Raw genomic sequence first — 21201 nt, 5'->3', positions numbered from 1 at the left:
TGAGAAAACCTTATATTTAGTTAAGCCGCTAAACTTAATTAAACCTATAATTTCATGGAAACAAGTCAACAAAAAGATGAACGCCTCTGGCGCATCGCTCGTCACCGCGCCGGTTTCAAGTCGCACCTGATTACCTACCTGGTAATTAATGCGTTTTTGTGGGCGCTCTGGTTCATCACCGATAATAACAAAAATGGTACGCCCTGGCCCATTTGGCCCAGCCTGGGGTGGGGTATTGGCCTGGCTTTCGCCTACTTCAACGCATATCACCGCGATCCGTTTGGCGATGCGGTAAATGAATATGAAAAGTTGAAGCAAGAGCAGGAGCGGCGAGGATATTAATCTCACATTATGCAGCACCCCATCAGATTATTCGACGTTATGGCCTGGCAGCTGTCGCGGTATCCCAAACCGGATATGTTGGCCAGGAAAGAAGGACAGGATTGGAAAAAATACAGCACGCAGGAGGTGTTGGAGATTACCCGGAAATTTGCCGCGGGGCTGCTGAATATTGGCCTGGGTGGAGACGATCTGCGTCCCGAACACCAGGTGAAAATCGCGATACTTTCGCCCAACCGCCCCGAGTGGTTGCTAACCGACCTTGCCTGTCAGCAGGCAGGCGTTGTGCTGGCGCCCATTTACCCAACGATCAGCGAACCCGAACTGGAGTTTGTACTTAACGATTCCGAGGCCGGGGCCTTGTTCGTGAGCGACAGCCATATGCTCGATAAGGTCGCGCAGATTCGCGAACGACTGCCGCACCTGCTTCACATCTTCACTTATGATCGCGCCGCCGGTGTGCAGCATTGGTCGGACCTGCCCAACATGGCCACCCCGGAAACCCTTGCCCGCGTAGATGCGATCAGCAGCACTATTACTGCGGATCATCTGCTCACGATCATTTATACATCCGGTACCACCGGTGTGCCCAAGGGTGATGCTCACGCATCGCAATGTTTTGAGCAATGTGATGGCCTGCATTCCGTACCTGCCGGTATCGCCCGATGCCCGTGCCCTCAGCTTTCTTCCCCTGAATCATATATTTGAACGGATGGTGTCGTATGTATACATGATGGCCGGAGTATCTATCTATTATGCCGAAAGCATGGAAACGATCGCCGACAACCTCCGGGAGGTGAAACCGGGTATTTTCACCACAGTACCCCGTTTGCTGGAGAAGGTTTACGAAAAGATCATGGCGAAAGGCTTGGCGCTGAAAGGCATTAAGCGGGCGCTGTTCTTCTGGGCGGTGAATGTGGGTAAGCAATATGAAATTAACCGGCCATTGCCGTTTTGGTATAAAATAGAGCTGGCGCTCGCGAACCGCCTGGTATTTAACAAATGGCGGGAGGCACTGGGCGGCAACATTAAGTGTATTGTAACAGGTGCAGCCGCCTGCCAGGTACGCCTGCTGAAGATTTTTACCGCCGCAGGCATGCCTATCCTGGAAGGGTATGGTCTCACGGAAACATCGCCAGTGATCGCCGTGAACCGTTTCGAGGTGGAAGACAGGATGTTCGGTACTGTAGGACCATTGATTACGGATGTGGAGGTGAAGCTGGCTGAAGATGGGGAAATACTTTGCAAAGGCCCGAATGTAACCATTGGCTACTACAAACGCCCCGACCTGACCGCGGAGGCGATTAAGGATGGCTGGTTTCATACGGGGATATCGGCACCCTGGCCGACGGGCGTTTCCTGAAGATCACCGACCGGAAAAAGGAGCTGTTTAAAACCAGTGGCGGCAAGTTCGTGGCGCCGCAGCCCATCGAGAACAAGTTTAAAGAAAGTCCTTATATAGAACAGATCATGGTGGTAGGCGCCGACCGGAAGTTTACCGGCGCGCTTATCGTACCGAATTTCAAGAACCTGGAAGACTGGTGTAAACGCCGGGGACTTGAGTTTACAAGCCATGAGCAGGTGATTCGCTACCACCCGGTGGTAGAGCTGTTTAAACAGGCGGTAGACAAGTACAACCAGTTTTTTAACCACATCGACCAGGTGAAGAAATTTGCCTTGTTGCCGCAGGAGTGGACGGTGGCGGGCGGGGAACTGACGCCGACGTTGAAGCTGAAGCGGAAGGTGATCACAAATAAGTATGAAGCAGATATCGAGCGGATCTATTCGTAATAATTTAGGTTTTCTCCGGAAAACGCGTAAATTTGCACTCCCAATAATTATTGGCCCTGTAGTTCAATGGATAGAATAGAAGTTTCCTAAACTTTAGATCCAAGTTCGATTCTTGGCGGGGCTACAAAGGCTTTAAGTTGATGACTTAAGGCCTTTTTTGTGCCTGATGATTTCGTTGGTGTTCTTCGATTTGTACTGAAAATCTTAATCTGGACATTATCTGGACACTTTATGTCTTAATCTGGACATTATCTGGACATTTTCAGGATTATCTAGACAAAAGATGGAATTCTGCCATTACTAGTAAGTGAGAATTTGAATGAAATCCTCTCATAGTACAACTTTACTAATACTTCACCCACTCATAAGGCGAAAAAACCTTCGGCAACGCCTCCCTGTTAAACTGCATAACCGACCGGACTGTCTGTGTGTCCGTTAATTTCGCAATCAGTTCATGCAGGCTGTCTGCAACATGGGTAATACTTACCGGGAAATCTGCCATGTAAATAGGCCACTCGCCGTTTGGAAGAGCGTTTTGCCGATCCCAGAACAAAAAATGACCGTTTTCACTAATGCCAAAGGGAACCGCCCTTTTAATCAGTGCCTGTTCCTTTTCTTCTTCCAGAATCGACAGCTCGGCATCGAGGTACCGGCTTAAATATTCCTGCATTCTTTCTGCTGCGATGTCTAACGAGTCAGGATGTTTCTCATGCGGCGCATCAAAAGGGATGTAGATAATAAATAACCCGCATAGAAGTCCGTACCCCAGTTCCGGGGCAAATTGTTGATAAGAAGGAGGTAATTCAGAAAGTGCTTCTTTTTTACCTGTAATATGAATATTGCCCTGTATATTTAAAATGTTTTTGTACATATCGGATATTGTTCGTTTCTAATTTACAAAAACCATCTGATGAAGCCATGAGCAGGTTATCCTTCGAAGACATAAAAGCAAACATCGACCTGGTAGAATACCTCGACTACCTCGGCCATCGCCCCGCGAAGATCCGTGCAAACAACTACTGGTACCACTCCCCGCTCCGCATGGAACGCACCCCGTCCTTCAAAGTAGATCGGCTGAAGCAGCTCTGGTTCGACTTCGGAATGGGAAAAGGCGGAACGGTGATCGACTTTGCCATGCTTTATTTTGAATGCGATCTTGCTGCGGTAGCAGAGAAGCTGGAGTCTTCGGCAAAGGTGCAGAACTATGCTTCTGTGCCATTGGCAGAACGTACGATCGTGGACTCCGATGAAGGAAAGGTGACGATCTTACGGGAGGAAACACTGTCGGCGCCCGCATTGCTCGCGTATCTGAAAACCCGTGGCATTCCGATGAACATTGCCCGTAAACATTGCAGCGAAGTGCATTACCAAGTTAACAAGCGTGAATACTTTGCCATCGGGTTTAAAAATCGCTCCGGTGGTTATGAGTTGCGTAATCCCTATTTTAAAATAAGCAGTTCGCCGAAGGATATCACCTTTATCGATAACGGAAGCGACCAGCTGGCTATGTTTGAAGGTTGTTTTGATTTTCTTTCTTACCTGGCATTGGAACCAAAGTATCAGCAGTCTGCGAGTAATTTCCTTGTGCTGAATTCAGTTTCGCTGATAGAGAAAGCAAGGCCGTTTTTTGAGCGGCATCATGAGATCAATCTATATCTTGATAGGGATAGTACGGGTAGGAAATTAACGGAGTTGCTGATGGAAACGGATGGGAAGTTTAAGGACCGCAGTGCGTTGTATGCACGGTTCAAGGATTTGAATGAGTGGCTGGCGCCGCCGGTCAGCAGGCCGGTGAGGGTTTATCGGAGATCGCGTTAATGAGGGCCGCCCTGGTCGGACAGCCCCCATGTTTGTTATTCAATAATATCAGATACGCCGGGTGTAATGCCCCCTAGTTTATTAATCGTAACGCCGGCAGGTGTCGTCGTCATCACTGCTATGTTTTGCGCCAATTCGTAGGGTGTTCTTGGTGTTGATGCGGTCCCATAAGCGCCACTCACAGGCTCATAAACGGAGAGGCCGATCGCATTGGCTGCACCTAGTGCATAATGGACCTCGTTAAAATAACTCAGGCTGTAATTGTAAAAGCTGCTACCCGTATTCCGCAAATAGTTAAACAGGTTTTGCATCTGGAAAGAATTCAATGTTTTTGAGATGCTGACAGAGTATACAATGTCAGCATTGTTCCTGATCTCGCCAGGCACCGTCAGACTACTGGACCTTCCGGTGACGCCACAGCCACTTGTCGGATAGATGTAGGTTTGATTCGGATAAAATCCGAATGTTTTGGCGCTGGTGGCGTTCTGTAAACCTAAGAATACACCGCCTCCGTGCATGCCGTTTTGCAGGACGTAAATAGTGAATACGGCAGACGATGCGCTATAAAATTCGGAGATCGCGCCGTCAACTGTGTTAAACACAACCGAGGTGCCGAAGAGTGGTAACCACGTGTAATTGCCCGGAGGCGTGGTACAAGGAGACGGAGCAGTGGAAAAAATGTGCTCCGGGTACTTGTAGGAATTGGCTTTGATAATCGAATCGATTCGCTTCTGACGGTCGACCGCTGCCAGATTAGAGGCGATGTGATTCGCAGTAACCTCGCACGGAAAAAGCAACGCATAGTAGTAATTGGCGAGGGTGTAGTTCCATGGATCAAAACAGTTGATATTAGCCATTTTATCAAGCGATACGTCCTTCGGCTTGAGGAGTTGGCGTTCAGGTCCATCAGACTTACTACAGGAAAACAATACCGTTAAAGCGAGCATGCCAACGGCGCAAAGTAATTGGGGAGGGTTAAACTTCATAATTAGGGTGTTTTCCTGAATTTACGTAATTTTCATAGGCGCACCAAAACTCATCCATATGACTGTTGAGCAAATTTATAACACGACTGTCCGCAAGCTCTGGCAGGCCCTTACGGATAAGGACCAAATGAAAATATGGTACTTCGATCTCAAGGAATTTAAGCCTGAAAAGGGCTTTAAGTTCCAGTTCAGTGGCGGTGATGAAAACGTACAATATCTCCATGAGTGTGAAATTCTCGAAGTAAGTCCTCCGCATAAATTAAGTTGCAGCTGGCGCTACCCGGATTATGAAGGTTATTCTGTGGTAACATTTGAACTTACGGAAGAAGCGCCCGATAAAACCCGCCTGAAGCTCACGCACGAAGGCCTCGAAAGTTTTCCGAAAGACGACCCGAACTTCGCCGTAGAAAGCTTTACGCAAGGCTGGAATTTTATATTGGGCGATTCCTTGAAAAACTATATCGAAACAGCAGTCATCAAAAAGTCCGTTTCACTACAGGCATCTGCCGAAAAAATATGGGAGGTGTTATTGCACCCGAATGGTCAGTGGGGTAAGGCATTCGGCGGTGGCGCCGAAGTGAAAGCAAGCTGGGAGCCGGGTACAGCTATCACCTGGTACGATGAAGAGGGGAATGTAGGTGCACGGGGCATCATTAAAACACACGAACCGCAGCAGTTGCTGCAGGCAGATATGTATGACGATCCAGACCCGCAACCCGGCAGCCAGCCCGGGGAATATTCGGAGAAATACCGACTGGTAAAAGTTGGGGAGGATGATTACGAACTTCATCTGGAAGCTGGCCCGCTTGCCCGGAAATATGTGGAAGAACATGCCGGTATGTGGGATGAGACGCTTCGTATTATAAAAGAGGTGGTGGAAAAAAGATAGGTGAAAACTCACCCAATAACTTAATTATTTATACTGATTGTTTTACAAACGATTATTATTATGTTATTTGATCCAGCAAGTACAGAGCGAATGAAACTCTATTTAAACCTGACCGGCGAGCGGGTTGTAGTGATAAATGGTATCACTAAAGAAGAAATTCTCGTCGCGAAAGAAATGTGCCTGCTTGATATGGTAAACCTGCTGGTGTTTTCGAAGGTGAGGTCAATGGGGCAGCCCGGTTCCTACGTCCGGGAACTACTAAGGCAAAGGGCCTGGCAATATGTCAAGGGGCTCAAGGAAATGCAGGATGGGCATTTTGAGAAAAGTGAATACGGGCCTATCGATTGTTTCCTGATGGAGGAAATAATCCTGATGCTGTTTGACAAACGTCTGCCAGTACGCGATATTATGAATACTCCGCATCCATATCGGATGTTTAGGTGTAAGCATATGGAAACGCACTTGTTAAATGAACTGGTCGAAGAATGCGGAGCCATTAAAAATGTTGATCCGGAAGTAGTCCGGAAAGAAGTAGACGAAAAGGTAGAGCATATAATGGAGGGCAGGCGCAACGTATTGTCTACGGGGAATGGTAACTAAAATAAGAAAGATATGGACCTCACTGATCGACTCCGGCAGGCATTAAGCAACACGGAGGGCATCGAAGAAAAGAAGATGTTCGGCCGCACCGCTTTTATGCTCGATGATAAGCTTTGCCTCACCGCTGGTGGCACAAAAATGATGTGTCGTATTGATCCGGCCATGCATGCTGCTTACCTGGAAGAAGATGGGGTTACTGAAATGGTAATGCGCAGCAAGCCCATGAAGGGCTATGTGTATGTAGACGAAGTGGTGATGCCCACTAAAAAGACCTCGATCGCTGGGTGAAACTGGCGGTGGCATTCACGCGTACGGTAAAGAAATAAAAAGCCGGCCACAAGGGCCGGCTTCCATTCAGAGAAGGCTTACTACTTCCAACCGCCCCCAAATCTCTATATACGTTCACTACCGCATTAAACTGTGCTTTTTTGTTTCGATCAACTCCAGCTTCGCTTCCAGCGCATCGCGCTGCGTCATCAGTACCTCTAAATAATCCGCGCGCGCATTTTTAAACAGGTCGTTCGAAATGTCGATAGAGCGCGTTAATGCATCTACCTGCTGCGATTTCAGCGTATAGCTTTTAGAGAGATTTTCGATGTTTGAGAGCTCCGTGGATACTTCCTGCACGGCATTCACGATCGTACGTTCGTAATTATACATTGCCTGTACCTGATGCGCGTTTGCGCTGGCAAAGTGCGCTTGTATGGCGTTACGGTTGATCAATGGTCCGGCCAGATCGGCGGCCAGTGAGTACAGCAACGATTCCGGCAGCTTGGTGAGGTACGAGGGATTAAACGCCTGTACGCCAAATCCTGCAGAAATACCAAAGGAAGGGTAAAACTCCTTACGCGCTACCTGTACGTCCAGCTTCGATGCCGCGAGGTCCAGTTCCGCCTGTTTAATATCCGGGCGATTCACCAGCAGTTGCGAAGGAATACCGGTTTGTATCGATGAAGGCAGCATATCGAGGAAGCTGTCCTGCGTCCGCGCAATGTTCTGCGGAAAGCGGCCCAGCAGTAGGTTGATTCGGTTTTCGGTCGCCTTGATCTGCTGTTGAATATCAAATTCGAGGCTCTGTGATTTCAGTACTTCCGCCTGGAACTTTTGCACCGCGAGTTCCGTCACGCGTGTGGCCTCTTTCTGAATTTTCACTACTTCCAGCGCATTTTTCTGCAGGTCGATATTCTGCTTCACAATGGCCAGCTGGTTATCCAGCGCCAGCAGCTCGTAATAGGAGTTGGCGATTTCCGCTACCAGGTTGGTCAAAACAAAGTTCCTGCCTTCTACAGAAGAGAGGTAACGTGTAATGGCAGCCTTTTTCGCGGTGCGCAGTTTATTCCAGATATCTACTTCCCAGTTCGCGTAAATAGCCAGTTTGTAATCCATTAACGGATCGGGCATTTCTTTACCGGGTTTGATTTCAGTGGTGGCATCGCCGGCTCCCTGGCTGGTGTAGCGCCCCACTTTTTCAACGCCAATACCGCCGCCAAGACTTACGCTGGGCAGGATCTCTCCTTTTCTTTCGCGGACTTCACTGCGTGCGATCGCTATTTCCTGCAGGGTGATCTGCAGCTCCCGGTTGTTTTTCAGTGCGGTATCAATCAGCGCTGCCAGGTTTTTATCGGTGAAGAAGTTGCGCCACTGGATGTTTGCCATGTTGCTCGTGTCGCCGTTGCCCGCATAGGTGTCGGGCGCCGAGCGGTTTTCGGTACGCGTATCGACCGCCGGCACCCTACAGCTGGCGGCTGCCAGACTAAGGCCCAGCAGTCCCGCGCAGGTGATTCTTTTTATGTTATACATGTTCAATTTCTTCTGTTAAAGGTTCTTCTACTTCAATCTTCGTTAACCGGTATCGTTCAGCAATGCGCCCAAATATGTAATACAGGCCGGGGATGATGAGCACCCCGAACACTGTCCCGAACAGCATACCGCCCGCTGCAGCCGTACCAATAGTTCGGTTGCCGAGTGCGCCGGGACCCGTTGCAAATACAAGCGGAATCAAACCGGCGATGAACGCGAAGGAGGTCATAAGGATCGGGCGGAAACGCACCCTGGATCCTTCCATGGCGGCTTCGAATACAGTGTAGCCTTCCCGGTGCTTCTGTACGGCAAACTCCACGATCAACACGGCATTCTTACCCAGTAAGCCTATCAACATAACCATCGCTACCTGTGCGTAAATGTTGTTTTCCAGTCCCATTAATTTCAGCAGCACGAATGCGCCAAAGATGCCCGTAGGCAGGGATAGGATCACGGCCAGTGGCAGAATGAAGCTCTCGTATTGCGCGGCCAGGATCAGGTACACGAAACCAAGACAGATCAGGAAAATGTAAATGGCCTGGTTGCCCTGCGCCACTTCATCTTTCGAAATACCGGCCCAGTCGATCGCGAAGCCTCTTGGTAAGGTCTTGGCCGCAATCTCGTCGATCAGTTTAATTGCCTCGCCGGAGCTGTAGCCTGGTGCGGCGGATCCGCTGATCTCAGAGGCATTGTACATGTTGTAACGTGTGATCTCTGACAAACCATACACTTTTTCCATCTTCATAAAAGTGGAGAAAGGCACCATTTCATCTTTATTATTCTTTACATACAATTTCAGGATGTCTTCCGGCTCGGCCCTGTATTGCGCCGCAGCCTGCACAATCACTTTGTATTGACGGTCAAATTTGATGAAGCTGATCTCGTAGTTACTACCTAACAAAGTAGAGAGCGTGTTCATCGCGTTCTCAATGCTTACGCCTTTTTGTTGTGCGATGTCATTGTCCACATGCAACATATATTGCGGGAAGCTGGCGCTGTAGAAGCTGAAGAGAGAAGTAAGCTCTTTATGTTTGCGCAGTTCTTTCACAAAATCATTACTCACCTGCTCCATTTTCTTATAGTCACCGGAACCGGCTTTGTCGAGCAAACGCAGCTCAAAACCGCCGGCAGCACCGTATCCAGGCACGGCTGGTGGTAGGAAGTATTCGATGGTGGCGCCGGAAATGTCTTTCGCTTTCTCTTCCAGCTCGTCCATGATTTCCTGCACTGAGTGTTTACGCTCGCTCCAGTTTTTCAGGTTGATAAGACAGGTGCCGGAGTTGGCGCCAGTACCTTCGGTCAGGATTTCGTAACCCGCGAGTGCCGATACAGATTGAATACCGTCGATCCCTTCCGCAATTTTCTGTAAGCGTTCTGCTATTTCGTTGGTGCGTTCCAGTGAAGAACCGGGGGCGTTTGAATAATCGCGTAGAACATGCCCCTGGTCTTCATTCGGAATAAAACCAGTAGGCACTTTCCCATGCAGGAACCAGGTGCCTAAACAGAACAGTCCCAGTACCGGGAAGGTGACCAATCGGCGTGTTACGATCCGACCGAGCAATCCTTCGTATTTGCGGGCGCCGCGGTTAAACAGGTTGTTGAATCCATCCAGGAACCTGTTCACCGGCGTTTTCTTCCTTTTATGACCATGATTATTTTTCAGGATCATGGCGCAAAGGGCGGGTGTAAGTGTCAATGCTACGATACCGGACAGTATGATCGCGGTGGCCATGGTAATCGAGAACTGCCTGTAGAACAAGCCCACCGGCCCCGACATAAACGCCACGGGTATGAACACCGCCGCCATCAAGAAGGTAATCGCAATAATCGCCCCGCTGATCTCCTTCATGGCCCGTTGCGTGGCCCGTAGCGGCGATAGATGCTCTTCTTCCATCTTCGCATGCACAGCTTCAATCACCACGATGGCATCGTCGACCACCACACCAATGGCCAGTACCAGCGCGAACAGCGTGATCAGGTTCAGTGTGATGCCGAAATACTGCATGAAAAAGAACGTTCCGACCAGCGATACCGGTACCGCCATGGCCGGGATGATCGTGGAGCGCCAGTCGCCAAGGAACAGGAATACTACCAGCCCTACCAGGATAAAGGCTTCCACGAGGGTGTGGATCACCTTTTCGATAGAGGCATCCGGGAACTTTGATACGTCGTAACTGATTTCGTAACTCATGCCTTTCGGGAACGATTCGGCCTGAATTTCCTTCATGCGTTTCTTTACGTTCTCGATTACCTGGCTGGCGTTACTGCCGTAAGATTGTTTTAGTACGATGGCCGCGGACGGGTGGTTGTTCAGGTTGGAGTAGATGTCGTACATCGAGCTGCCAAACTCTATCTCCGCCACATCTTTCAGGCGAAGAATCTCACCGTTGGGGCTGGAACGGAGAATTACATTTTCGTAACCTTCTTTCGTGGTGAAGCGGCCCGTGTATTTCAATACATATTCAAATGCCTGCGATCTTTTACCCGAGCTTTCACCCGTTTTACCGGGAGAGGCTTCCAGGCTTTGCGAGGCCAATGCTTCCATCACCTCGTCGGTCGAAATCTTGTAAGCCAGCATGCGGTCGGGTTTCAGCCATATCCTCATCGCGTATTCGCGCGTACCGAGAATGTCTGCATAACCTACACCATCCACCCTTTTCAGTTCCGGCAGGATGTTGATATCCGCGAAGTTGAACAGGAATTTCATGTCGGCGTTCGGGTCCTGGCTGTACAGGTTGATGTACATCAACATATTCGATTCTTCGCGGCTTACTTTCACGCCCTCGCGCACCACCAGCGGCGGGAGTTTGTTTACCACGGATGCTACCCTGTTCTGTACGTTCAGTGCTGCCTGGTTAGGATCGGTACCGAGATTAAACACTACCGATGGTGGCTTCACCATCGTTACCGGCGTCCGACTGCATATACTTCATGCCGGGAACGCCGTTCAGTGCACGTTCCAGTGGAATGAGCACCGATTTTACCATCAGCTCGTTGTTCGAACCCGGGTAATCGGCGGTAACGTTTACCTTGGGCGGAGAGATGGATGGGAACTGTGTAACAGGCAATTGGGTAATAGCCAGGATACCCAGGAATACGATAATCAGCGAAATAACGATCGATAGGAGGCCGCTGTATGAATTTATTAAACATTGATCTGTCATTAAGATTGAGCTACTATTCTGCTTTCAGGCGCAGATGTGATATCACTTCTTCCGGTTTCTCGAAATCGTACTCGATTTTTTCATCATCCTTTACTTTCTGAACGCCCTCGAGCAGGATTTTATCACCGTCCTGCAGGCCGCTCTGCACTACATACAGGTCGGGGAGTTCGCCGGTAATAACAATGTTGCGTGAGCGCGCCTTGCCGTCCTTATCGATCACGAACACATATACCTTATCCTGGATTTCGTAAGTGGCTTTCTGTGGAATGATCATGGCATTTTTCAGCGGCATGGTCATACGCACTTTACCGGTTTCGCCATGTTTCAGCAGTTTGTCAGGATTCGGGAAGCGCGCACGGAACGCGATGTTACCAGTTTCGCTGTCAAACTCGCTTTCGATGGTTTCTACGGCGCCTTTGTAAGGGAGTGGCTGGTTGTTGGCCAGCAACAGGTTTACTTTGGCGTCGCCACGGCTTTTGGCATTAGTTTGATAATCGAGATACTCGGGTTCGGAAACGTTGAAGTAAGCGAACATCTGGCTGTTGTCGGAAAGACTGGTCAGCAGCTCTCCTTCGTCGATAAGGCTGCCCAGTTTTTTAGGGATGCGGTCGATGGTGCCGTCAAAAGGTGCGCGTATTTCGGTAAAGGAAAGGTGCAGTTTAGCCAGGGATGCTTCTGCTTTAGCCTGTTCCAGTTTGGCCTGTGCCATGGCCTGCTCATTTTTGGAAACAACATTTTTGTCGACCAGCGCCTTGGTGTTCTGCAGTTCAATTTCCGCGGCGCTTACTTCTGCCTGCGCCTTCTGTAATTCAGCCTCATACAGCTTCGGCATGATCCGGAACAGTATTTGTCCGGCCTTTACGTACTGGCCTTCATCTACGTAAATCTGGTCCAGGAAACCTTTTTCCTGTGCCCTGATCTCAATGTTCCTTATAGAGCGGATTTGCGAAACATACTCTTTGGTAAAAGCAGGTGTCTACTCGTAAAGGGCTCGTTACGGCGTATTTGCCGGTTTCTTCTTTTTCTTCCTTTTTAGATACGCAGCTCGCCTGGGAAATTAAGGCCAGCAAGCCCGTAAACATGACAATTCTATTCATGATGTAATTGGATATTGAGCGGTTGGAATGCCCGGCAACGATCGTTGTCGGGGGAAGTAGTGAGGTAAGATTTGCAAACCCTACCCTGGGAACTGATGCAGGATCAGATCCTTAGTACCCTTTGGGTAATGTATTTATTGGAAAGAAGGTAGGAGTAAGGCTTGGGATTGGGGCGCCGGCGGAGCGAAAATGCTATGAGCAAAAGGCCTGCAAGCATTATATAGATACTGCCGATCAGCCGGTATTTGCGGGCGGCGCTGTTGGTCGGGTCTTCGTCTTCAACATTTTCGTTGATGAAGCAATTGTCCGCACGGTCAACTTTTACGTCTTTTACAACGCTGCTGCGGCTAACAAATTTTTGTTGATGAGATTTGTCGATGTCTTCCGCAATGGCATAACGTACATGCTGCACACCGGCATGCATGTAGTTATACCCTCCAAGCAGGAGGTAGCACAAGCACATCAAAAATATCATTACTCTCATCGGGATCAAAAGTAATAAACTTTATAGGTGTGCATTGCCTGGAGGGTATGCCGGACGGAAGATATAATTAGATTTTAATTTTCATGGTCAGATTTTAGCACAGATTTTAATCAAATTTTAAGTTGCTGCATTTGTATATCTGGCGGCTGCCTCAGTTTGGGAGTTACTGACCTACCCAGGTGTACGGATTGCCATCGATGAATAATACGCGCCCTGTTTTGGTGGCCGCAAACCATACGGGGTAAGTTTTCGGCACTCCTTCAATGTCGGAGAAATAGGCATTCCAATTGTCCTTCAGCTGATAATTGCCGGCCGACCTGGCTTTGGCGAACGTGGTGCCCCCGCCCGCTGAATTGGCGGTGAACAGCTGCCATTGGTATTTCATTTTACTGGAAAAGATGAATTCTTCTGTAGCGCTGTAACTGCTCATACCCACGCCCAATCCGGTGTACAGGCTGTAGTAGAAAGTGTTGGCGCCGAAGTTGTTTGTCCATTTTCCGGTGCTTTCCAGGTCGGTGGCCGCTACGGCAAAACGGTTGTAGTTGGCCATCACCCGCAGGGAATTAAACACGCTGCCGCTGGTGGACCAGTCAATCGTAACCGGATCGAGCCCGAATTGCGCTACGAACGTGGCTTTATCGGGTGTTACAAATTCTATCCAACCTGATTTCCCTTTCTTGAATAACGCAACGAACACGGTTTTGCTGGTGGCAATATCTGTTGCGGCTCCGTAACCAAGGTAGGCACGCTCGAAGTCCAGTGAAGGAGAAGCTACCGTAAAATTCTGCAGGTTGCTGTACCTCGAAGCCGACAGCAGGTTCCGGGCATTATTAACCAGCGGTTGTGGGTCGGCGGAAATTTCCGTAGCGGCATTGGGGTAATGCAGCAGTACTTTTACAGTTCCTTTATTCACCTCGGCCCAATTTTCCTTAATGGTGCTTGTCCAGCCGTCATCCCAGTTCGTGATCGTAAATTGATAGGTAGGTGTTTTAACGCCGGTCGGTGGATTGGTATCGTCGCTTCCGCCTTTGCTGCAGGCAGTGGCGATGAGGGCGGACAGTAACATGGGGGCGAGAAGTTTCATGGCTTGCTTTTTCTGTAAAGATCAGCAGCGATGGAGGGGCGGGCAATCCTTAAAAAGAGGATTTTAAAAAAGGAGCGCCTTAGAGCGCTCCATATATATATCATCTGGGCACGGGCAGCTGTGTGCTGATCGCGATTCTGTTCCATCCATTAATCACCACTACGGCCATAATGATCTGCGCAATTGCTTCTTCACTAAAGAATTGTTTAGCCAATGTATACGTACTGCTGCTCAAGCCATGTTGATGAATAAGCGTTACCTCTTCAGTAATAGCGAGCAAGACTTTTCTTCTGCTGCTGTAAAAGATCGGTTTCCCGCCAGGCGTTCAATAGAAACAGGCGCTGTGCGGTTTCGCCGTATTTCAGTGCATCTTTGGTGTGCATATCCGGGCAAAATGCACAGCTGTTGATCTGTGAAGCCCTCACCTTGATCAGCTCTTTTTGGATTTTGGTTAACTGTGTGTTTTCGAGAATTGCGGAGAGCCCATACATGGCTTTGAAAGCTGCGGGGAATGCGTGTTGAATATTGAGTCTGTTTTCCATTTGTGTTTTTTTTTTTATTTTGATAACACAAAGATGGCCCAAACGTTTCCCTAAAAAGTTAAGCTGGTTTAAGAAATAGGATGCCCGCCATTTTTTGCCAGCTTTTTCCGCAGCTCGCTCAGGTACTCTGGTGTGAACCCCAGGAACGAAGCCAGTATCTTTTGCGGGATGCGCTGCACAACTTCCGGGTAGGCGTTGGAAAAGTGAAGATAGAAGCGGTCTTTGGAGTAATCGAAAATGTACTTCACGCGAAACAGCGAGGCCGTATAGGCGCGTTCATACACCATCCTGAAATAGCGCTCCATGATCGGATGCGCTTTCAGTAAGGCTTCCATATTAGGTTTGGTGATACATAATACTTCGGCGTTTTCAATGGCCTGTACAGAAAACGTAGCTGTTATCCCTTTGTGAAAGGCATCGTGATCGGTCATCCACCAGTTTTCGATGGCGAACTGTATCGTTTGCTCGTTGCCGTTATCGGTGATGAAAAACATACGAAGTACGCCTTTTACGACGAAAAACAGCTGGTGGTTGTATTGACCTTCGGTGATGAGGTTTTCTTTCTTTTTATAATCAGCGGGGTGGAAGTAGAGGGCGATGTCTGCGGCTTCTTCGGGTGTGATGGGTATGTGTTTGGCGATATGTTGGTGGAGTGGTGTGGACATGGGTGTAAATTACGAAAAGAGAATAATTTGGCGAGTAGTGTCCGCTAAAACCGAGATCACGCATAATTTACAGTATACCCGCGCTACCCAGGACGCGAACACACAGGTACAGGCTGAGTACAGCCGGCAGGATTAATTGCCGGGGATGTTAAGGCGGCTAAAGATCCAGCTGACCCGCGAGGTGTTTATGAATGACTGATTTGTCAAAACTCCTTTTTATCTTGTGGGTAACCTAAAACCCGCCCCGTTGGAAAAATTTGTTAAAGCGCCTGCTCAAATTGCCGCCCGGCTGGAACACTGGTTCCATAAGTTTGTGGCCGTCGGGAAAGAACCAGATAATTTTGTCCTTTTTCCGGCATTGCCGGCAGCGGTACAGGAACAGCTCTATGCCGCCATGGCATTACCGGCCCGGGAAATTCCGATATGGACCATTCCTACCGGCCGTGCGGGGTTTAAGTTCTGGCATGTGACTAATAAATGTGACATGATCTGGTGTAAATATATTATTCAGGAAGACTAGCGCTATCTTTATTATCTAAAATTTTGTTCGATGAAAGCATTTCTGGGGATGGGGTTATTAGGCTCCAACTTTGTTAAACCATGTTGAAAAAGGGCGAAACTGTGCAGGTATGGAATCGTACTGCCGCCAGGGCTACGGCGCTGGAGCCATTTGGCGCAAAGGCATTTACGGATGCAGCGGATGCAGTACGTGGTGCGGATGTGGTGCACCTCGTGGTGAAGGACGATGCCGCGGTAGACGAAGTGTTGGCGAAGGCAGCACCGGGTTTACAGTCAGGGGCTATTATTATAGATCATACCACTACTACTACCGAAGGTGCGGTAGCACGCACAAAAAGCTGGAAAGATCGCGGATTTATTTACCTCCATGCGCCCGTATTTATGGGGCCCGCTAATGCTGCGGATAGCACCGGTTTTATGCTTGTATCGGGCGATCAGGACGTGGTGACGCGCCTTGAGCCACAGCTGGCTAAGATGACCGGTAAGGTATTGAATTTTGGAGCGGAAGAAGGCCGTGCAGCATCCATGAAGTTGTTGGGTAATGCTTTTCTTGTAACACTTACTGCCGGTCTGGCCGATACGCTTATGCTCGCAAAGGCTTTGCAGGTGCCGCTGGATGATTTAAGCACCTTGTTCAGCGCCTGGAATCCCGGTACGATGTTGCAGGCCCGTATGCAGCGCATGTCTAAAGGGAATTATGATGATCCTTCATGGGAGTTGAACATGGCCCGGAAAGATACTGGTTTGTTTATTAAAGCTGCTGAAGCCGCGGGCACGCCACTCGCGGTGATCCCATCCATTGCAAAGGAGATGGATAAGTGGATCGGGCGTGGTCATGGGACCAATGACTGGACGGTCATTGGGAAAGATGCGGTATCCTGAATACTTCATATAAAACAAATCCCCGGCACTCAGGCGCCGGGGATTTGTTCTCAACATGCGTTCAGTCTTTAGAGCACATGCTACGCCTTCTTCAGGCTAAAATATTTCATGGCTTCCACCATCACTTCCACACTCTCGAGCGGGAGCGCATTGTACAGGGAGGCGCGGAAGCCTCCTGCCAAACGGTGGCCTTTAATGCCTACGATATCTTCTTTTTGCAGAATTTCAGGAATTCTTCTTCCAGCTCGGCTTTGTCGATCGTGAAGGTCACGTTCATTTTGCTGCGGTCGTCTTTGTTCGGCACATTAGCGCGGAACAAAGGGTTGTGGTCGATTTCGTCGTACAGCAGGGCGGCTTTTTTGCATTGATTTTTTCAATGGCGGCAACGCCTCCCTGGTCACGCAACCAGCGCAGGGTGAGCATGGAAATGTATACGGAGAATACCGGCGGTGTATTCAACATAGAGCCGTTCTCGATATGTAAGCGGTAATCCAGCATCGTGGGGATTTTACGGGTTACCTTACCGAGGGCGCTTTTACGTACAGCAACCATGGTAGCACCGGCGGCGCCCATGTTTTTTTGTACGCCCGCATAAATCAGTGTGCACTTGTTAAAGTCCATCTGGCGGCTGAGTATATCGCTGCTCATATCGGCAATCAGTGGTACTTCCGTTTCGGGGATAGTAGACCATTGGGTACCGTATATGGTATTATTCGTAGTAATGTGCAGGTACTTCGCCTGTGGCGGTACTGCAAGTTGTTTGGGGATAAAGTTGTAGTTGCTGTCCTTCGAGCTTCCGGAAACATCCACATAGCCAAAGAGTTTAGCCTCTTTGATGGCTTTGTTGGACCATACACCGGTATCTACATAAGACGCCGTTTCGCCACTTTCAAGCAGGTTCATAGGAACTTGCATGAACTGGGTGCTTGCGCCACCATGCAGAAATAATACTTCGAAGTCGTCTTCCAGTTGCATCAGGCTTCTTACCAGGGAACGGGCTTCCTCCATCACGGCAGTGAAATGTTCCGTACGGTGGCCGATCTCCGGGATAGACATCCCTGTCCCTTCAAAGTCGATCAATGCTTTACTGGCTTTGTATAAAACCTCGTTAGGTAATACCGAAGGACCAGCGTTAAAGTTGTGCACCTTCATGTTGCGATCTAAATTGAATACGTTGTTTGTATTTTCCACGTTCATGGTTTTTCGAAGGAATTTGGTAAAATAATAAACGGTATAGTTACCGGTAGGATGGTGGCTGAGGACAGGTTAAAAAGATAGAGCAACAAAGATAGCGTAACTTATTCACAATTCTTAGTGCTCTCTTCCAAATATTTTACCTGCCTGGAACCCCTGTTCCAATTGCTCCTGCTCCTTTTCCACTACGTCCGGAAGTTTAGTATTGTTAATCATTTGCAAAGGCGGCTGTCCCGCGTTTGCCCACGCAGTATACCAGCAGCAGGCCACGGCCAACATGGCCGACCGCATCCGACGCTCCACCATGTCGCCCATTTTATGATTATACGCTTTCGTGTAGTCACTGGCGTAACTACGTGTCAGTTTGCCCTTCCTGTTCTCCCAGGCGTAGCGTGCATCGGCAGGCCAGCTTTGGCTGAGCCGTTTTTCTATCATCAATACACTGTCTGCCGCCGCGGCGCTTTCGCCGATCACGCGCCAGATAAATGCCCGCGGCTCCCGGATGTAGGCGGCTTTTCCCGCCCAGACATCGAATTCCGCGTCGGCCAGCAGTTCGGGAATGCGCGACTCCCACAGGCCGTGGATGCCGTGCTGCCCCGTCAGTTGACCATTATGGTTGGCGGTGCTGTGCAGCGGTACATGCGCATCCGCCACATAGTGGCCTAATTCAGCAGAAACTTTTAGGATAGCCGCCACGTCGCGGCATATAAACGCTGCCGTAAGCCGGTACATCATGGTTTCGAAATGCCGGGGCAGCACCCCGTGCGGTTGCAGGCTGTCAAGCCCAAACTTTGCCACGGCCTGTTTCCATGGAATAGCCAGGCTGTCCCGCATCTGCGGCGGATAATGGTCCAGGTCGATATAGTGGCGCGGTCCCTCGTCCGGTAGCAGGTAGCGCCGCTTGTCCGGGTCGGTGGAATGCTTCACCGGGTAGTCCGTGTGCAGTTTGTAAAATGCCACCATGGACGGCGGCAACGAATAAATAGCGTGGCGGTTAATTTTCTCGTGCCCGAAAAAGCCCCAGGCAATAGCAAGTAACGGCACGGCCAGAAAGGCGATAATACAGATGATACGGGTTAACATGTTCGAAGCCGTTAAGGTCGGCCTGGAATAAAGTTAACACATCATCCTATTGTTAACCAAATATTTTTACTTAATATTTTTCTAGTACATATATACATTGGAAGGGGTAAAATTATTTATCAACAATAACGAAAAGCCAACAACCGCAAGGATTCGTGGCTGTCATATCTCCCTTGATAAAATTATGATTGTACCGCCGGATGCTCTGTAATGGTCGTAACCCCGCCCGATACAGCGAATTTCATGGCATCGCCCGCCGAAATATTCTCCAGCTCGCGGATTTTCTCCTTTCTTACCATAAATACTTTACCTGTAATGGCATAGGCGTGAGGCACATATACCGCCAGGTACCCCTCCAGCCCGAAATTGCTGACATCGTTCTGGGTGATAAAGCCCATCTCCCACACATCCTCGCCGTAAACGTTGACCAGCACCGGATGATCGAATTTCTTTTTCTCACCCACAAAGGCATCGAACACATCTTTAACAGACGAGTAGATATATTTAATAAAGGGGTGCGCTCGATCATATGCCCGAACATGTCGAACAGTCGGCTGATAATGAAGGAGGAACTCAGGTAACCCACGCCCACTACCATGATCAGCACAAAGGCGAAGCCCACGCCCCGGTATCTCACAAACTTTAGGGTAGAGTTATCTGCAATCAGGTCGCGCGGCAACAGCCCGTCTATCGTGTTAAATGCCCAATATAGGGTGAACATGGTGACTCCAATGGGAGCCAGGATCAATAATCCCTGGAAAAAATAGCGCAAGAGGCGCGAAAATAATTTCTTGATACTTGTTTTAGCAGACATGGTGTGTGTTAATTATATGTAAGGCTGTAATGATCTGTGTCTACAGCTTTTATGGTATTTTTCTCATGCTCCGGGCGTTGTTTAGCGGATATCGCGGCAAAATTAGACTAAATCCACAGCTTCTCCCATTCCCGAAATAAATCTAAAAAAATGCTATGGAAACTTTTGTGGTTTAAAAAGTTTCCATAGTTTTGTTAAGCATTTACAAAGCGTTTAAAAATTACCCATGGAAGTACAAGAAAGAATCCTGGATACTGCTTTTACTCTATTCCGGCAGTATGGCACACGCTCTGTTACGATGGACGACATATCCGTCCGTATGGGGATTTCAAAAAAACGCTGTATGCAAATTTTGCGGACAAAGATGACCTGGTGCTGAATGTAATGAGCCGTCACCTTCAATTGATGGAAGACCAGTGTAACAGTGGCCGCCAACAATCGGCCAACGCGCTTGAAGAGATGTTCCCGGTGATGAAGATGCTGGATGAACGCCTTAGAAACATGAACCCCGTAGCGATGTTAGACCTCCAGAAGTTTCATGCCCGCGCCTTTCAACTGTTCCAGACCCATCGTAATGTTTTTCTGCTCGACTTTATCCGGAATAATATGGAAAGAGGTATTGCAGAAGGATTGTATCGCCCGGACCTGGAGATAGATATTCTTAGCCGTTTTCGTACCGCCTGCGTGATGTTTTGTGTACAACCCGATGTGTTTCCGATGCAGACGTACGATATGAGTAAGGTGCAGCTTGTGCTGCTGGAGCATTTTCTGTTTGGCTTAGTGACAAAAGAAGGATACGAATTGATCGAAACATATCGAAAACAAAGACCCTAATAAATATCAGGAAATATGCAACTACAACGGAAGCTCATCGGTTTACTGGGAGCGATGATGCCGCTGGCCGCTGGTGTGTACGCGCAACAGAAGCCGACGGTAACTACTGACGTGCAGCCATTGTCCATACAACAGGCCATTGACTACGCACTCGCCAATCGGAACACTATCAAAACTGCCAAGCTCGATGAACTGATCGCCCTGGCCCGCAACAAGGAAGTGTCGGGTATGGCGTTGCCGAATCTCAGCGCCACTGGTAGTTTCCAGGACAATCCGGTCATCCAGAAACAATTGATCGACGCATCAAACTTCAGTGATACCATTCCCAAAGGTACGCTGGTTCCATTTGCGTTTGGATTGAAGTACAACGCCCTGGGACAGGTGAACCTCCAGCAGGTTTTATTCGATCCAAGCGTGATGGTGGCCCTTCAGGCGCGTAAAACGCTGGAAGAACTGGCGAACAAAAACGTGGTAAAAACAGAGATCGATGTGAAAAGCGATGTGTACCAGAGCTACTACCAGTGCTCTCTGCCCAGAAGGCCCACAAGTTTCTCAGTGAAAATATCACCCGCCTCGATAAGATGCTGGGGAAACAAAAGAAATCTATAATAATGGT

General features: G+C 48.9%; 23 protein-coding genes, 1 tRNA gene and 2 pseudogenes. 13 read left to right on the top strand and 13 right to left on the bottom strand.

What is annotated here, in order from left to right:
- Positions 1-54: 54 nt before the first annotated feature.
- The 4 genes and pseudogenes from MKQ70_RS24345 (at position 55) to MKQ70_RS24330 (ending at position 2254) form a co-directional block, all read left to right on the top strand.
- Entirely contained in the window at positions 55-342 is a 288-nt protein-coding gene (locus MKQ70_RS24345) for a 2TM domain-containing protein (RefSeq protein ID WP_248074922.1), read from the top strand.
- Positions 343-351: 9 nt separating this feature from the next.
- Positions 352-1702, top strand: a pseudogene (locus MKQ70_RS24340) (AMP-dependent synthetase/ligase).
- Positions 1654-2130: a hypothetical protein gene (locus MKQ70_RS24335; protein WP_443657960.1), complete on the top strand. Its 477-nt coding sequence runs from the start codon at positions 1654-1656 to the stop codon at positions 2128-2130. The pseudogene MKQ70_RS24340 and the gene MKQ70_RS24335 overlap by 49 nt, the downstream one beginning before the upstream one ends.
- 52 nt (positions 2131-2182) lie before the next feature.
- Positions 2183-2254 (top strand) — tRNA-Arg (locus tag MKQ70_RS24330).
- Positions 2255-2476: 222 nt separating this feature from the next.
- Here the strand turns inward: MKQ70_RS24330 and MKQ70_RS24325 are convergent.
- Positions 2477-3001, bottom strand: coding sequence for an SMI1/KNR4 family protein (locus MKQ70_RS24325; RefSeq protein ID WP_248074920.1), 525 nt, complete (start codon positions 2999-3001; stop codon positions 2477-2479).
- Between the two features lie 47 nt (positions 3002-3048).
- On the opposite strand from MKQ70_RS24325, the gene MKQ70_RS24320 reads away from it, so the two are divergent.
- Complete coding sequence (locus MKQ70_RS24320) at positions 3049-3948, top strand: DUF8464 domain-containing protein (protein ID WP_248074919.1); 900 nt, start codon at positions 3049-3051, stop codon at positions 3946-3948.
- Between the two features lie 35 nt (positions 3949-3983).
- On the opposite strand, the gene MKQ70_RS24315 is transcribed toward MKQ70_RS24320, so the two are convergent.
- Complete coding sequence (locus MKQ70_RS24315) at positions 3984-4934, bottom strand: hypothetical protein (protein ID WP_248074917.1); 951 nt, start codon at positions 4932-4934, stop codon at positions 3984-3986.
- A 58-nt stretch (positions 4935-4992) separates the two neighbouring features.
- Between MKQ70_RS24315 and MKQ70_RS24310 the strand changes: the two genes are divergently transcribed.
- The 3 genes from MKQ70_RS24310 to MKQ70_RS24300 all read left to right on the top strand — a co-directional run bounded on the left by MKQ70_RS24310 (position 4993) and on the right by MKQ70_RS24300 (position 6711).
- Positions 4993-5823, top strand: coding sequence for an SRPBCC family protein (locus MKQ70_RS24310; RefSeq protein WP_248074915.1), 831 nt, complete (start codon positions 4993-4995; stop codon positions 5821-5823).
- 90 nt (positions 5824-5913) lie between these two features.
- On the top strand, positions 5914-6423 hold the full coding sequence (locus MKQ70_RS24305) for a hypothetical protein (RefSeq protein WP_248074913.1): 510 nt from the start codon (positions 5914-5916) through the stop codon (positions 6421-6423).
- A gap of 12 nt (positions 6424-6435) precedes the next feature.
- On the top strand, positions 6436-6711 hold the full coding sequence (locus MKQ70_RS24300) for a TfoX/Sxy family protein (RefSeq protein WP_248074912.1): 276 nt from the start codon (positions 6436-6438) through the stop codon (positions 6709-6711).
- Positions 6712-6828: 117 nt separating this feature from the next.
- Here MKQ70_RS24300 and MKQ70_RS24295 read toward each other — a convergent pair whose 3' ends face one another.
- From MKQ70_RS24295 to MKQ70_RS24260, 8 genes and pseudogenes are all read right to left on the bottom strand, one after another.
- The gene (locus MKQ70_RS24295) at positions 6829-8223 is read right to left on the bottom strand and encodes a TolC family protein (protein ID WP_248074911.1); all 1395 of its coding nucleotides are present in this window, start codon (positions 8221-8223) and stop codon (positions 6829-6831) included.
- Positions 8216-11387, bottom strand: a pseudogene (locus MKQ70_RS24290) (efflux RND transporter permease subunit). Before MKQ70_RS24290 ends, MKQ70_RS24295 begins: the two are co-directional and overlap by 8 nt.
- Before the next feature lie 13 nt (positions 11388-11400).
- A complete protein-coding gene (locus MKQ70_RS24285; RefSeq protein ID WP_248081609.1) occupies positions 11401-12306 on the bottom strand; it encodes an efflux RND transporter periplasmic adaptor subunit in 906 nt (301 codons plus the stop codon).
- A 281-nt stretch (positions 12307-12587) separates the two neighbouring features.
- Entirely contained in the window at positions 12588-12941 is a 354-nt protein-coding gene (locus MKQ70_RS24280; RefSeq protein WP_248074910.1) for a hypothetical protein, read from the bottom strand.
- A gap of 190 nt (positions 12942-13131) precedes the next feature.
- Positions 13132-14052 carry a hypothetical protein gene (locus MKQ70_RS24275; protein ID WP_248074909.1) on the bottom strand — a complete coding sequence of 307 codons (921 nt, stop codon included), beginning with the start codon at positions 14050-14052 and terminating at the stop codon, positions 13132-13134.
- A gap of 100 nt (positions 14053-14152) precedes the next feature.
- Positions 14153-14332: a carboxymuconolactone decarboxylase family protein gene (locus MKQ70_RS24270; protein WP_248074908.1), complete on the bottom strand. Its 180-nt coding sequence runs from the start codon at positions 14330-14332 to the stop codon at positions 14153-14155.
- On the bottom strand, positions 14316-14594 hold the full coding sequence (locus MKQ70_RS24265; protein ID WP_248074906.1) for a carboxymuconolactone decarboxylase family protein: 279 nt from the start codon (positions 14592-14594) through the stop codon (positions 14316-14318). Before MKQ70_RS24265 ends, MKQ70_RS24270 begins: the two co-directional genes overlap by 17 nt.
- A gap of 68 nt (positions 14595-14662) precedes the next feature.
- Positions 14663-15259 (bottom strand): Crp/Fnr family transcriptional regulator, encoded by a 597-nt coding sequence (locus tag MKQ70_RS24260; protein WP_248074903.1) that lies wholly within the window; start codon positions 15257-15259, stop codon positions 14663-14665.
- Positions 15260-15506: 247 nt separating this feature from the next.
- Between MKQ70_RS24260 and MKQ70_RS24255 the strand changes: the two genes are divergently transcribed.
- Both MKQ70_RS24255 and MKQ70_RS24250 read left to right on the top strand, forming a co-directional pair.
- A complete protein-coding gene (locus MKQ70_RS24255) occupies positions 15507-15779 on the top strand; it encodes a hypothetical protein (RefSeq protein WP_248074902.1) in 273 nt (90 codons plus the stop codon).
- 80 nt (positions 15780-15859) lie between these two features.
- Complete coding sequence (locus MKQ70_RS24250; RefSeq protein ID WP_248074900.1) at positions 15860-16660, top strand: NAD(P)-dependent oxidoreductase; 801 nt, start codon at positions 15860-15862, stop codon at positions 16658-16660.
- Between the two features lie 273 nt (positions 16661-16933).
- Here the strand turns inward: MKQ70_RS24250 and serC are convergent, their stop codons facing one another.
- From serC to MKQ70_RS24235, 3 genes are all read right to left on the bottom strand, one after another.
- Entirely contained in the window at positions 16934-17851 is a 918-nt protein-coding gene (serC, locus tag MKQ70_RS24245) for a 3-phosphoserine/phosphohydroxythreonine transaminase (RefSeq protein WP_248074898.1), read from the bottom strand.
- 120 nt (positions 17852-17971) lie between these two features.
- Positions 17972-18937, bottom strand: coding sequence for a zinc dependent phospholipase C family protein (locus tag MKQ70_RS24240; RefSeq protein ID WP_248074896.1), 966 nt, complete (start codon positions 18935-18937; stop codon positions 17972-17974).
- A 182-nt stretch (positions 18938-19119) separates the two neighbouring features.
- Positions 19120-19416: a DUF502 domain-containing protein gene (locus MKQ70_RS24235; RefSeq protein ID WP_248074894.1), complete on the bottom strand. Its 297-nt coding sequence runs from the start codon at positions 19414-19416 to the stop codon at positions 19120-19122.
- 561 nt (positions 19417-19977) lie between these two features.
- Between MKQ70_RS24235 and MKQ70_RS42640 the strand changes: the two genes are divergently transcribed.
- Genes MKQ70_RS42640 through MKQ70_RS24225 form a run of 3 tightly spaced genes read left to right on the top strand, consistent with a single transcriptional unit; the run spans position 19978 to position 21194 of the window.
- Positions 19978-20130, top strand: a complete 153-nt coding sequence (locus MKQ70_RS42640) for a TetR/AcrR family transcriptional regulator (RefSeq protein ID WP_372490028.1) — start codon at positions 19978-19980, stop codon at positions 20128-20130.
- The gene (locus MKQ70_RS24230; protein ID WP_248074893.1) at positions 20124-20585 is read left to right on the top strand and encodes a hypothetical protein; all 462 of its coding nucleotides are present in this window, start codon (positions 20124-20126) and stop codon (positions 20583-20585) included. The genes MKQ70_RS42640 and MKQ70_RS24230 overlap by 7 nt, the downstream gene beginning before the upstream one ends.
- Positions 20586-20600: 15 nt before the next feature.
- Positions 20601-21194, top strand: a complete 594-nt coding sequence (locus MKQ70_RS24225) for a TolC family protein (protein WP_248074891.1) — start codon at positions 20601-20603, stop codon at positions 21192-21194.
- The last annotated feature ends 7 nt before the right edge of the window (positions 21195-21201 follow it).

This window comes from Chitinophaga sedimenti (genome assembly GCF_023156195.1).
GTDB classification, from domain to species: Bacteria; Bacteroidota; Bacteroidia; order Chitinophagales; family Chitinophagaceae; genus Chitinophaga; species Chitinophaga sedimenti.
This window is presented reverse-complemented; position numbering and strand designations above follow the sequence as displayed.

Coding starts and splice junctions, on each gene's coding strand:
- MKQ70_RS24345 (WP_248074922.1), top strand. CDS start 55: ATGGAAACAAGTCAACAAAAAGATGAACGCCTCTGGCGCATCGCTCGT.
- MKQ70_RS24325 (WP_248074920.1), bottom strand. CDS start 3,001: ATGTACAAAAACATTTTAAATATACAGGGCAATATTCATATTACAGGT.
- MKQ70_RS24320 (WP_248074919.1), top strand. CDS start 3,049: ATGAGCAGGTTATCCTTCGAAGACATAAAAGCAAACATCGACCTGGTA.
- MKQ70_RS24315 (WP_248074917.1), bottom strand. CDS start 4,934: ATGAAGTTTAACCCTCCCCAATTACTTTGCGCCGTTGGCATGCTCGCT.
- MKQ70_RS24310 (WP_248074915.1), top strand. CDS start 4,993: ATGACTGTTGAGCAAATTTATAACACGACTGTCCGCAAGCTCTGGCAG.
- MKQ70_RS24305 (WP_248074913.1), top strand. CDS start 5,914: ATGAAACTCTATTTAAACCTGACCGGCGAGCGGGTTGTAGTGATAAAT.
- MKQ70_RS24300 (WP_248074912.1), top strand. CDS start 6,436: ATGGACCTCACTGATCGACTCCGGCAGGCATTAAGCAACACGGAGGGC.
- MKQ70_RS24295 (WP_248074911.1), bottom strand. CDS start 8,223: ATGTATAACATAAAAAGAATCACCTGCGCGGGACTGCTGGGCCTTAGT.
- MKQ70_RS24275 (WP_248074909.1), bottom strand. CDS start 14,052: ATGAAACTTCTCGCCCCCATGTTACTGTCCGCCCTCATCGCCACTGCC.
- MKQ70_RS24265 (WP_248074906.1), bottom strand. CDS start 14,594: ATGGAAAACAGACTCAATATTCAACACGCATTCCCCGCAGCTTTCAAA.
- MKQ70_RS24260 (WP_248074903.1), bottom strand. CDS start 15,259: ATGTCCACACCACTCCACCAACATATCGCCAAACACATACCCATCACA.
- MKQ70_RS24250 (WP_248074900.1), top strand. CDS start 15,860: ATGTTGAAAAAGGGCGAAACTGTGCAGGTATGGAATCGTACTGCCGCC.
- MKQ70_RS24240 (WP_248074896.1), bottom strand. CDS start 18,937: ATGTTAACCCGTATCATCTGTATTATCGCCTTTCTGGCCGTGCCGTTA.
- MKQ70_RS42640 (WP_372490028.1), top strand. CDS start 19,978: ATGGAAGTACAAGAAAGAATCCTGGATACTGCTTTTACTCTATTCCGG.
- MKQ70_RS24225 (WP_248074891.1), top strand. CDS start 20,601: ATGCAACTACAACGGAAGCTCATCGGTTTACTGGGAGCGATGATGCCG.